General features: G+C 61.3%; 9 protein-coding genes and 1 pseudogene. All 10 read left to right on the forward strand.

From position 1 onward, the window contains the following. The first annotated feature begins 221 nt into the window (after window positions 1-221). The 10 genes and pseudogenes from ACTG2G_RS21525 (at window position 222) to ACTG2G_RS21570 (ending at window position 12,152) form a co-directional block, all read left to right on the forward strand. A complete protein-coding gene (locus ACTG2G_RS21525) occupies window positions 222-980 on the forward strand; it encodes a flagellar motor protein (RefSeq protein WP_042056089.1) in 759 nt (252 codons plus the stop codon). Then, window positions 958-1,833, forward strand: coding sequence for a flagellar motor protein MotB (locus tag ACTG2G_RS21530; RefSeq protein WP_421208305.1), 876 nt, complete (start codon window positions 958-960; stop codon window positions 1,831-1,833). The genes ACTG2G_RS21525 and ACTG2G_RS21530 overlap by 23 nt, the downstream gene beginning before the upstream one ends. 162 nt (window positions 1,834-1,995) lie before the next feature. Beyond that, window positions 1,996-4,134 carry a TonB-dependent hemoglobin/transferrin/lactoferrin family receptor gene (locus tag ACTG2G_RS21535; RefSeq protein WP_266133879.1) on the forward strand — a complete coding sequence of 713 codons (2,139 nt, stop codon included), beginning with the start codon at window positions 1,996-1,998 and terminating at the stop codon, window positions 4,132-4,134. After that, a complete protein-coding gene (locus ACTG2G_RS21540) occupies window positions 4,134-6,140 on the forward strand; it encodes a prolyl oligopeptidase family serine peptidase (protein ID WP_266133878.1) in 2,007 nt (668 codons plus the stop codon). Before ACTG2G_RS21535 ends, ACTG2G_RS21540 begins: the two co-directional genes overlap by 1 nt. Continuing rightward, window positions 6,137-8,583: pseudogene (locus ACTG2G_RS21545) on the forward strand (proprotein convertase P-domain-containing protein). Before ACTG2G_RS21540 ends, ACTG2G_RS21545 begins: the two are co-directional and overlap by 4 nt. Before the next feature lie 59 nt (window positions 8,584-8,642). Beyond that, complete coding sequence (locus tag ACTG2G_RS21550) at window positions 8,643-10,082, forward strand: DUF1566 domain-containing protein (RefSeq protein ID WP_429203918.1); 1,440 nt, start codon at window positions 8,643-8,645, stop codon at window positions 10,080-10,082. A gap of 13 nt (window positions 10,083-10,095) precedes the next feature. Further along, entirely contained in the window at window positions 10,096-10,665 is a 570-nt protein-coding gene (locus tag ACTG2G_RS21555) for a DUF1566 domain-containing protein (protein ID WP_021231425.1), read from the forward strand. Window positions 10,666-10,706: 41 nt separating this feature from the next. Further along, on the forward strand, window positions 10,707-10,943 hold the full coding sequence (locus ACTG2G_RS21560) for a hypothetical protein (RefSeq protein ID WP_152564689.1): 237 nt from the start codon (window positions 10,707-10,709) through the stop codon (window positions 10,941-10,943). Window positions 10,944-11,043: 100 nt separating this feature from the next. After that, on the forward strand, window positions 11,044-11,448 hold the full coding sequence (locus ACTG2G_RS21565) for an NADH-quinone oxidoreductase subunit A (protein WP_005344919.1): 405 nt from the start codon (window positions 11,044-11,046) through the stop codon (window positions 11,446-11,448). A gap of 29 nt (window positions 11,449-11,477) precedes the next feature. Then, on the forward strand, window positions 11,478-12,152 hold the full coding sequence (locus ACTG2G_RS21570) for a NuoB/complex I 20 kDa subunit family protein (RefSeq protein ID WP_005344917.1): 675 nt from the start codon (window positions 11,478-11,480) through the stop codon (window positions 12,150-12,152). The last annotated feature ends 1 nt before the right edge of the window (window position 12,153 follow it).

Consider the following 12,153-nt stretch of genomic DNA (forward strand, 5'->3'; position numbering starts at 1 on the left):
CGGATCTGGATGATTGCGCACTGCTTGTTTCGCTCCTTGCTCTTATGGGGTCAGTCTCTAGCCACAGATGCCATAACAGCACTCAGCACCCCCAGCATTGTGCGCCACACCCGTTGCCACATACCACGCCGATTAATTGCTCAGCGATTGGATATCATTTTGAAAAACTGATACTTAACTAGCTACACTAGCGATTATCACCATACAGGGACGTGTAAAAAATGAGCTTGATTGGCTTGGTGCTGGCGTTGATCGCCATCCTTGGCGGCAACATGATCGAGGGGGGGCACCCCAGTGCACTGCTCGATCTGCCCGCATTCCTCATTGTGATCGGTGGCACCATAGGTGCTGCGCTGACCCAGTTCCCTTTCTCCGTCGTCGGCAGCACCATGAAGCGTTTCAAATGGCTGCTCTCCCCCCTCAAGCTCGACATGCATGAACAGGCCCAGTTGCTGGAGACCCTGGCAGGCAACGCCCGCCGCAGCGGCATGCTGGCGCTGGAAGGGATGATCGACGAGATCAAGGATCCCTTCCTGAAGAAAGGGGTGCAGATGATGGTTGATGGTTACGAGAAAACCAAGATACACGAGGTGCTGGAGAACGAGATCGAGTTCGAGCAGGAAGATCTCGAACAGACGGTCAAATTCTACGAAGCCATGGGCGGCTACTGCCCGACCATGGGGATCGTCGGGGCGGTGTTTGGCCTGATCCACGCCATGGGTCTGCTGGATGCCCCCGACAAGCTGGGCGGCGCCATCGCGGTGGCCTTTATCGCTACCATCTACGGGGTATCCGCAGCCAACCTGATCTTCTTGCCGTTCGGCAACCGCTACAAAGGGTTTGCCCACCAGATCCGCCACTACAAGGAGATGACCCTGACCGGCATTCTCTGCATCGTTGATGGCGAATCCCAAGCGCGCCTGCAAGTTACCCTCGAACCTTATCTGGGAGGTCACGGTGGCCAAAAAGAAAAAGGCTGAAGCACCGGAGAACCATGAACGCTGGCTGGTCTCCTATGCCGACTTCATGACCCTGCTGTTCGCCCTGTTTGTGGTGCTCTACTCCTTTGCCATGGCCAAGCAGTCCGAAACCCGGGTGCTTATCCAGGGCTTTATCGAGTCGCTGGGTAAAATCGGCCTCATCTCCCCGCCTGCCGGCTCCCCCTTGATGCAGGGGGGCACAGGGATTCTCGAGCCAGAATCAAAAACTACGCCGAGCAGCCCGAAAGAGGAGACTGTGCTGGAGAAAGATGCCCCCATGGCGGCATCGGACCCCTTCAACGAGACCATAGGTGCCTCGGAAAAACCGAGCGCCACCGAAGCCTGGCCCCACAAGACCCAGGAGCAGGAGTGGGTGCAGGTGACCAAGCAGAAGCTGGAGCAGCAGCTAAAGGCCCAGATTGAATCGAAGGATCTGGAGGTCGAGCAGCTTGGCAGTCAGCTGGTGATCCGCATCGGCGAGAAGGCGCTGTTTCCCGCCGATTCGGCGTTCCTGCAACCCCAGTTCATCCCGCTGGTCAACAAGATCGCCGGCATTTTGGCCAACATCCCGGGGCAGGTAGTTGTCACCGGTCATACCGACAACACCCAGGCGCCGGTGGAGCTCTATCGCAACAACTGGGAGCTCTCGGTGCTGCGAGCCTCTTCCATCGTGCAGACCATGCTGACCAACCCCCAGCTGGATGCCAGACGAGTCATCGCTCAGGGTGTTGCCGACACCCAACCCCGCTTTGCCAATGACACCCCCGAACATCGCCAGGCGAACCGCCGGGTCGATATCACCCTCTCCCAAGGCAAGGCCGCAGAAGAGTCACTGCAACTGCTCAAGCCCTGATCCCCCCGCTCCCGCTTCGCGCGGGAGCCTCTTTTTAAAAACAAATAACTCAATAATATCAACACCATAAGATCTTAATGATAATGATTGCCATTTATTGTCAAGTGGTCAGGCCTCTGCAATAATGCCGCCCCTCAGGCTTAAATAAAAACAATTATCATTATGAACAAACTGCTTCAGGCATGGCCGGCACTCCTGTGTGCCTCAGCTGGCGCGGCCGATCTTCCCCCTGTGGAGAAGGCTCGCAGCGACGACACCATCATTGTCACCGGGCAACGGGTACAACAGAAACTCTCCGATGTCTCCGGCTCCATCACCGTCATCACCCAGGAAGAGCTGGACCGTCAGGTCGCCAGCGAGCTGACCCATGTGTTTCGCAAGATCCCCGGTGTCTCGGTCACCGGCTCTGCCGGGCGACCGCAAAACATCAGCGTGCGCGGCATCGGTGGCAACCGCATCCTGCTGATCAAGGATGGGGTACGCGTCAGCGACGGCTTTGGCGCCGACAACATCAATGACAAGGTGGGTCGCTTCAACTTCGATCTCGACGACATCAAGCAGATTGAGGTGGCCAAGGGGGCCGGTTCCTCCCTGCACGGCTCCGATGCCATCGGCGGCACCGTGGTGATGAATACCAAGCAGCCGGAAGATTATCTGCAACAGCAAGATAGCTATCTGGCGGCCAAGACTCTCTACGGTGGCGACAGCAACAAGAAGAAGCTCAGCATGACCGGCGCGGTACGGGCACTGGAGAGCGCACATCTGTTGCGCCTCTCCGGCTGGCGTGGCAACGAAACCGCCAACTTTGAGGAGAACCGCATTCCGGCTGATTTGGATGGCATGAGTGCCTCCACCAGCAGCCGCCTCCCCCTCAATGCCCATCACGCTCTGCGGCTGGAGCTGGACTACTACGAGGATCACGCCAAACGCCAGATGGGGCCCAAAGCGGTGCCCCAACCCGATGGCAGCTGGGACGTGGTCGGTTTTCAGGAAGATGGCGATCAGCGCACCCAGGGCGGCAAGTTCAGCTGGGAGGCCAACGATCTGGGCATGATCGATACCCTCAACTGGAGCCTGTTTGGCAACCAGTCACGCAACGAAGCCAACCAGCGCCAGCTGCTGCGCAACGATGCCCTGAGCGGCTATCCCAGATATCGCAGCCAGCGCACCCTCTCCACATTCGAGGAGCTGCGCCTTGGCAGTGAGCTGGAGCTGCAGAGCAAGCTGAGCACCGGCTCGCTGGATCACACCTTCAGCTACGGTGTGGAAGTGGAGCAGGCCAACCACGAGCGGCCGGTCAGCAATTTGACCCTGGAAGATGGCATCACCACCCAAGGACAGAAAGCCCCCTTCAGCAAGGCCGAGACCCGCCGCGATGGCATCTGGCTGAGCGATGTGATCGATCTGGGCAGCTGGCAGTTTACCCCGACCCTGCGCTTTGACCGCCAGCGCCTGCGCGCACCGGACAGCAATCTGGCCGAGAACCACAGCGACCACATCTCCCCCAGTGTGGCGGCCAGTTACCGCTTCAACGAAACATGGCGCAGCTGGCTCAGCTATGCCAACGGCTTCCGCGCTCCCGCTTACGATCAGGTTTACGGCAACATTCCTCACTACTTTGCCATGCCGCCATTCGAGATCATTGCCAACCCCAACCTCAAGGAGGAGACCAGCCACAGTCTGGAGTGGGGAGTGAATGGCCAAAGCGACAACTGGAGCGTCAAACCGGCCGTTTTCTACAACCGCTACTACAACTTCATCGACTGGCGCCAGACCGGTTTTCGCCTCGATGACGGTGTCTTCCTGCGCCAATATCGCAACGTTGCCAAAGCAGAAACCTGGGGCGTCGAGCTGGCCGCCAGCCTCTGGCTGAGCGACGAGTGGGAACTTTCGACCAATCTGGCCTGGATGGATGGCAAGGATCACCGCGGTGAGCCGCTGCGCACCCAGACACCTCTCGAAGGCAACACCACCCTGCGCTGGCAACAGCTCGACTGGGGGGTTGAGCTCAGTGGCAACTATGCCGCCGCCATGACCAAGGTGCCCCAGTGCGCCAATGCGCAGACTGGCTACAACGGTGCCTGCCAGAGCAGCGCAGGCTGGTTCAGTCTGGATCTCACCGGCGACTGGCAGATCACCGAGGCGCTCAAGGTCAATGCCACCATCGGCAACCTGCTCGATACCCGCTATGTCCGCTATCAGGATGTGGCCGGACTCCCGGCTGGCAGCGACACCTCCCTCTACAGCCAGAGCGGCCGCTACCTGTCAGCCAGCCTCAGCTACCGTTTCGTGGGGATGTGATGAAGCATCATGCAATCATGGCGGCTCTGTTGGCCGTCCCGTTGGCGTGGGCGCAAGAGGCCCTGCCACCGCCAATCCCGTCCCAATCGCACCTGATTTCAGGCAATCCCGTACGCCAGGATCCCTACTTCTGGTTGCGGGACGAGAGCCGTAGCAACCCGGCCATTCTCGCCCTGCTCAAGCAGCAAAATCGCTGGAGCGAGCAGCAACTCGCCGCGCAGCAGCCGCTGGAAGCAACCTTGCGCGCCGAATTTGCCCGCCATCCGGCGGGGGAACCCGTGCCAGAGAACTGGCTTGTCCGCGGCGATCAGGCATGGCAGCTGCGCCCGGATGGCTCACTCTGGCAACGCCACGGGGGCAAGGTGCTGCAGCGGCTTCCCGCCAGAGCGGGTGAGGGCTATTACGAAGCGGGCGGCTGGGCACTGAGCCCGGATAACCGCACACTGGCCATCGCCGAAGACAGGCGCGGTGATCTCGACTATCAGGTCACCCTGCTCGATCTCCAAAGCGGCAAGGCGCTGACCAGTTTGGCACAGCGCAGCGCTGATCTCGCCTGGTCACAAGATGGTCGCACCCTCTACACCGTCGCCAACGAGCGCTACACCCTGCGCCCCTGGCGGCTGCGCAGCTGGCAGGATGGCCAGGAGCAGACTCTCTATGAGGAGCAGGATCCCGCCTGGCTGCTCAGCCTCTATCGTACCACGGATGGCCAACATCTGGTGTTGCAGGGCAACAACCACGACAGCTCGGAGCAGTACCTGCTCGACTCGGGCAAGCCGCAGCAGATCAAACCCCGCCAGCGCGGGGTGGAATACTATCTGGACAGTCAATCCGGCTGGGTGATCAAGAGCAACCGGGAGGGGGCGTTTGCCCTCTACTCAGCCAGCACGCCGCTCGGTGAGTGGCAGCGACTGTGGCCCGCCAAAGGGGAGGATCTCGGCGATCCCGAGAAGTGGCGACTGTTTGATCGCCATCTGGTGGTGCAGTTTCGCCAGCAGGGGGAGGATTGGCTCGCCCTGCTCGACCGCAACGGCCATGAACGCCAGCGCCTGCCGCTGGCCAGTGGCGCCGGTACCGGCTGGCTGCAAGGAGAACATGACCCGGCCAGCGACCGCATTCTGGTGCGCAGTCAGGGCTTGAGTCAGCCCCCCGGCCAGCGCTGGCTGGATTTGACCAGCGGCCAGTGGATCAACGACCAGCACACCGCAGGTAATAAAGCATTGCCCTATCAGAGCGAGCGGCGCTGGATCACTTCTGCCGATGGCACCCGGGTGCCTGTCTCGCTGGTGTGGCGCAAGGATCTGGCCCCCCGCGCCGTACTGCTCTACGGCTATGGCGCCTATGGCACGCCGATGCGCCCCTACTACCAGAAAGAGCTGTTAAGCCTGCTGGATCGGGGCTTTGTCTACGCCATCGCCCATGTGCGCGGCGGCGGCATGCTGGGGGAGCAGTGGACCCGCGACGGACGGGGCATCAACAAGCAGAACGGCATCAGCGACTTTATCGCAGCCGGTCACGCCCTGCGCCACTGGTCGCCCGACTCTGCTCCCCTGCCCCTGTTTGCCATGGGGGGCAGCGCGGGTGGCACACTGGTTGCTGCGGCCCTAAACCAGCAACCGACACTCTTTAGCGGCGCCGTGTTGCAGGTCCCCTTCGTCGATATGCTCGGCACCATGAGTGATCCCGCCCTCCCCTTGACCCGTCAGGAGTATCAGGAGTGGGGCAACCCGGCCAAGCCCGCAGAGTATCAGGCGATGCGCCGCATCAGCCCCTACGACAACCTGCACCGCGCACCCTACCCGCCCCTGCTGGTCACTGCCGCCCTGCACGACAGCCAGGTGCCCTACTGGGAGCCGGTCAAGTGGCTGGCCCGCCTGCGGGAGCACAGCACGGGCTCCGGCCCCTACCTGCTGCTGACCGAACTGGAGGGAGGCCACCGCGCCGGTGGTGGCGATCGGGCTCGTGAATTTGCCTTCTTGTTGCATCTGGCGGGGATCAATCAATGACCCTGCCGCTGATTGGGAGTACCACTATGAAACCCCTGTTGCCCGCCCTCTTGCTGGGGCTGGCTGGCTTTTCCACTCAGGCCGCCGAACTGCGTTTTGTCGAACAGGACGCCCCGGCCGATACCCGCCTCTGGCTCGAACAGCAGCTCGGCGTCACCCTGAGTGATGCCCCGGCCTATCAGCGCCAAGGCAAGCTGGGCCACTATCTGCATTATCGCCAGCAACTCAATGGCGCACCGATCGCCGGCCTGATGGCCGCCGTCAGTCTCGATGAGCAGGGTCGCCCGTGGCGCCTTTATCACAATACCCGGCCGATGCAGGCACAGGCGGCTCCATGTGATGAAGCAAGCCGCGCCGGGGTGGATGCCTATACCGCCACGCTGGATGGTACGGTGTGGCAATTCGCTGGAAGTGACGAAGCCCAGCCCTGGTACTGGCAGGATGGCGACACACTGACTGCGGCCTGGCGTCTGCTGGCGGTGGAAAGCCAGCCGGGCAACAGCAAAAGCAGCCACTGGCAACTGTTTGTCACCTGCGATGGCAGCGCCCTGCTGGGGCGCACGCTGCAAGAGGCCAACACCCGTGCCGAAGCGGTCCCGCTGGCAGGGGAAGCGGCTACGGTGCAGGCCCGCATCTTTGCCCTCGACCCACGCACCCAGCTGCAAGATGGCAACCTGCTGTGGCGCCACGATCTGGTGCTGGACAACCGGGCCTATCGCACCGTGCCGCTCACGGTACAAAAGGTGGATGACACCTACCAGCTAAATGGCCCACGCGCCCGGGTCGTGGATGGCACGGCGCCGGAAACTGCCCCCTTTAGCAGCCCTGATGCTGATGGCTTCCAGCTGGATCACCAGCAGCCCGCCTTCCTCGATATCAATGGCTACTACCATCTGGATCTGGCCCAGCGCCATGTGGAATCCCTTGGCTACCCGACGCTGATGGGCGGCCCCCTGGCCATCGATACCGATGCCGGGGAGCAGGACAACTCCCTCTATGACCCCTTCCTGCGCCGGTTGGAAATTGGCCGGATCGGGGTACCCATGCGGAAGATCCCATGGTGATCTGGCACGAGTTTGGCCATGCGGTGCAGCACCATATCCTGCCCGACATGGGAGAAGAGGGTGACTGGGGCGCCATCGGCGAGGGCTTTAGCGACTATCTGGCCGCCAGCTGGCGCCAGCGTAGTCCAGAGGCTCGCCAGTTCGAGCCTTTCATGGTCTTCAACTGGGATGCCAGGATCAGCGGCCGAACGCCCCGTCAGCTCGATGATCTACGAGCGCGCTATCATCCGGGCTTCCTCTATCCGGCTCACCTCACCATCAACGGCAGCAACGGCGACCAGCTGTGGGGCACCCCGCTCTTCACCGCGCTGCGCCAGGCCGTTGAACAATATGGCGAGGTAGCCCGTGACGAGTTCGATACCCTGCTGATTGAATCCCACTTCGGCCTCGGCCCGCAGGTGCGGATGCCCCAGCTGGCGCGGGTCACCGTGGATACCGCCAACCGCCTCTATCCGGATCGCAGTTATGGCAAGCTGCTGGAGCAGGCCTTCCGCCACCACGCCCTGCTGCCCACTCCCATTGCGGCCCGCCTTGCCGATGACAGCTACCTGCTGCCCGGGGAGAAAAAGAGCCTCGCCATCGAATTGACCAACCAGAGCGGCCGCCCCCTGACCGTGGCTGATGCCAGCCTGCTCCCGAGCAAGGGGCTCATGGGTGACGGTCACTGGCAGGGAGAGCTCAATGCCAATGGCACCGCCCGCTGGACCCTGCCGCTGGAAGCAGTGAGCAACCTGACCTGTGGCGAGGCAGTCACCTTGCCGCTGCAGTTCCAGCTCACCCTGCCCAGCCCCACCGAGCGCCAGACCCGCCTTGACCTGCAACTGCCGATCGGTGAACCGCTCTGGCAGCGGGCCATCGGCCAGGGTGGCCAGATCAAGGATGCGGTGAGCGATGAACGGCACGGCCTGTCCCGCTTCACCCTCACCTTGCCCGAGAGCAAGGCCCGCATCGACAGCGGATTCGTGGTCGCCCTCGATCTGGAGCACAGCAAGCTGGAGCAGCTGGAGATCTGGCTCACCTCCCCTTACGGCACCCGGATCAGCCTGTGGAACAAGGGTTACGCCAGCCATACCCGGCTCAAGGGGGAGTTTCCCCGTGAACTGGTACCGTTCGAATCGCTGGATAAGCTGCACGGCGAACCGCTCGCTGGCCGCTGGCTGCTGGAGATCAACGACACCAGCGCCGGTGACACCGGTCAGTTGCGCAACTGGCGGGTCGCCCAGCAAGTCGGCGCCCGCTGCGACAAGGATGAAGCCCTGCCCAACACCGGCATCATTCCCCTTGAGCAGGATGAAGGGGGTGGCGGCACGACTTCCCCCCTGCTGCTGTTGCTGGCCCTCTGGCCCCGCCTCTGGCGCCGGAGCACCCCGCGCCGTTGAATCCTGCACCACGGGGGTTACCGCCCCCGTGAACCTGTGACCGAATCAAGGAATGTGAAGTGAAACCATCCGTACTGGTTATTGCAACCCTCTCAGCCCTGCTCAGCGCCTGTGGCGGCGGGGAAGATAACGCACCACTGGCGATCCCGGACTACCGGGTCGATGTCGTCCTGCCGACTGCCGGTACCCTGTGCGCCGATCTGGATCAGAATTGGCAATGTGATCCTGCCGACCCTGCCGTCAGCGGCGAAGGAGTTGTGGCCCTGGTCAGCCGTTCGGCCAACATCGTCAACTCGCCCCTGCTGTTCGTACCGAGGAGCGGTGGGCTGCTGCTGGCACATCCGGCCGCCAAAGGGGATCCACAACGGCTACAACCGACCCTGCTCAGCACCCTGTTGCAGAGCCGCATTGCCGAAGGGGTGGCCGCCGATCGCGCACTGACGCAGCTGCTGGCCGATCTCGCGCCACTGCAACCGGGCAGCGACCGCGCGGCCCTCGCAGGTCTCGGCCAGTTTGATCAGGCGCTACAACAGGTGGCGATCAGCTTGCAGCAACAGGCCCGCACACGCCTTGCCACCGCCAAGGAGACCCAGTTGCTCACCACCAGCTATCGCGCAATCAGCCTGATGCTGGCGCAATTGGCTCAGGAGTGGGAGCGCAACGGCCAGTTTGCTGAAGAGACCCAAAGCGAGCTGCTGACCCTGCTGGTGCAGCAGCAGCCACGCAACCTGCTGACCGTCACCGGTGTCACCACCTTCAGCGATGGCAACGATCCGCTGCTGGAACAGGAACCCGATGACTATCCGGGACAAGATGCCAGCTGGAATAGCACTCGTCCCCAGCTTGCCTACCGCAAACTCGATGATCGCGGTCAGGTTCTCCCCGACAACGCGCCGAGCTGGCAGTGCGTCAAGGATCTCAATACCGGTCTGGTGTGGGAGGTCAAATCGGATGATCCCTTGAGTCCTGACTGGAAAAGCAGACCCTTTGCCTATGAGGATGAGCAGTTCAAGGCGACCGCAGGCGAGCAGCAAGCGGCCTACCAGCATATTCATAAGAGGATCGAACAGCTCACCGCCGAAGGAGATCTGTCGGCCCTCGCCCGGGCACAGGCGCTGACCACCATGCTGACCACCCGCGCGTATCAACAGTGGCTCAATGGCGAGCAGCGCTGCGGCATCAGCCAGTGGCGGCTGCCCACCATGGGTGAGCTGATGTCACTGATGCACTACGGCAGCCTGGCCAAGGACCCGCTGGGTCAACGCATCATCGTGGATACCCGTTACTTCCCGGATATCGCCCGCTCGGAAGATGACACCTACCATGGCTACTACTGGAGCGCCACCAGCAACACCGCCCAGCGCTTCTCCGGTGGCCCCATCAGCAAACGCACAGTCCTGCTCCTGGGAGAAGATGCGGGCACCACCTATCCCGCGCTGGTGCAGCAAGATACCTATATCGAGCTGATGCAGGTACGACTGGTCGCCACTCCCCAATAATCCGAGGAATATCATGAGCCTTTATCGCTTTTCGTTCGCCATGCTGGCACTGCTGGCCCCCCTGGCCCACGGTGCTGCCATTTGTGATGACACCATGGATCGCACCGCCCCCTCTGCCCGTTTTCTTGACCATGGCAACGGCACCGTCACGGATCAACACACCGGCCTCACCTGGATGCGCTGCAAACTGGGGCAGACATGGAGTGGCAGCAGTTGCCTGGGGGAACCGACTGTTTACTACTGGCAGCAGGGGCTGCAAGTGGCGGAGCGGATCCGCAGTGACAGCAGCCATGCTCTCTATCACTTCGGCGGTATTAGCCAGTGGCGCCTGCCCGACATCAAGGAGCTGGCGACCCTGGTCGAGCATGCCTGCTACAAGCCCTCTCTCAATGAAGCCATTTTCCCGCGTGCCATGGCGGGGGGCGGTAAAGAGGTCAATGAGGGCTATGTCTATCTGATGAGCAGCACGGTAACCTCCGCCAATGGTCAGCGGGCGTATCTGGATATCACCTCGGGAGATATCGGTCTTCGCGCCATTGGCGCCTACCCGGATCAGGTCTTGCTGGTCGCCAATAAACCCTGACCGCCCCACGCTCGAAACCGGAACGCGATGACAGGAGAGGCTTGAAAGCCTCTCTTTTTATTGCTCTTGCCACCCCCTATCTCACCCGCCATCACGCTCTTCTCCCACCTGTGCCCCCTGCCCGCGATACCGACCTGATCCGGCTTCGCCCGCGGCATTTACCCCTTTCAGGTGATAACGAGGAGCAGCTCTCTGCGCTTTACAGGCCTTTCCCGCCCGCCATAACCAACAAAAAAGTGCGCTTCTTAACAAAATTTAATTACCGGTTAACCGATTAATAATTAACCCGTAAAAATGACATGTAAATCAGTGCGAAAGTGTCATAATGCGTAACATTATTGTTAAGTCGCTTGATTAATTTGGTTAGGAAAAACCTCTATGTTTGCTGATATTTCTGCTCAACATTGGGCTTTTGCCATTTATGTCATCGGTGCCATCACCATCTGTCTGGTGATGATAGGCCTCGCCGCCCTGCTGGGAGGTCGCGCCTACGGCCGCACCAAGAACAAGCCATTTGAATCTGGTGTCGACTCGGTCGGCAGTGCCCGCCTGCGTTTTTCCGCCAAGTTCTATCTGGTCGCCATGTTCTTCGTCATCTTCGACGTCGAGGCGCTCTACCTGTTTGCCTGGTCTGTCTCCGTGCGGGAGAGTGGCTGGGTCGGCTTTATTGAAGCCACCATTTTCATCGGACTGCTGCTTATCGGCCTGATCTACCTCTGGCGCATCGGCGCACTGGACTGGTCACCGCGCAAACCGCAGCTGAACAACAAAAACAGTGATTGAACCACAGACCCTTTCCTTGAGGTTGCACCATGAAGTACACCCTGACCCGGATTGACCCGGATGCACCCGTTGAGCGCTACCCCCAGGAGCAGCGCCAGACCGTCGATGACCCACTGGCGCAAGAAGCGACGCGCGGCATCATGATGGGCCGCCTCGAGGAGGTGCTGCAAGACACAGTCAACTGGGGCCGCAAAAACTCCCTCTGGCCTTACAACTTCGGCATCTCCTGCTGCTATGTGGAGATGTGTACCGCCTTCACCTCCCCCCACGATGTGGCCCGCTTCGGCGCCGAAGTTATCCGTGCCTCGCCCCGTCAGGCCGATTTCATGGTGATTGCAGGGACCCCCTTCATCAAGATGGCGCCAGTCATCCAGCGCCTGTATGAACAGTTGCTCGAACCCAAGTGGGTGATCTCCATGGGGGCCTGTGCCAACTCCGGCGGCATGTATGACATCTATTCAGTGGTGCAGGGGGTAGACAAGTTCCTGCCGGTCGACGTCTACATTCCGGGTTGCCCGCCCCGTCCCGAAGCCTTTTTGCAAGCCCTGATGCTGCTGCAGGACTCCATCGGCAAAGAGCGCCGCCCCCTCTCCTGGGTGGTGGGCGATCAGGGGATCTACCGTCCCCAGATGCAGGCCGAAAAAGAGCGCAAGCGCGGCGAACGGATCAATGTGACCAACCTGCGCACGCCGGATGAGATCTGAC

The sequence above is a fragment of the Aeromonas sp. 55A genome, from assembly GCF_051919665.1.
Taxonomy (GTDB): Bacteria; Pseudomonadota; Gammaproteobacteria; order Enterobacterales; family Aeromonadaceae; genus Aeromonas; species Aeromonas veronii.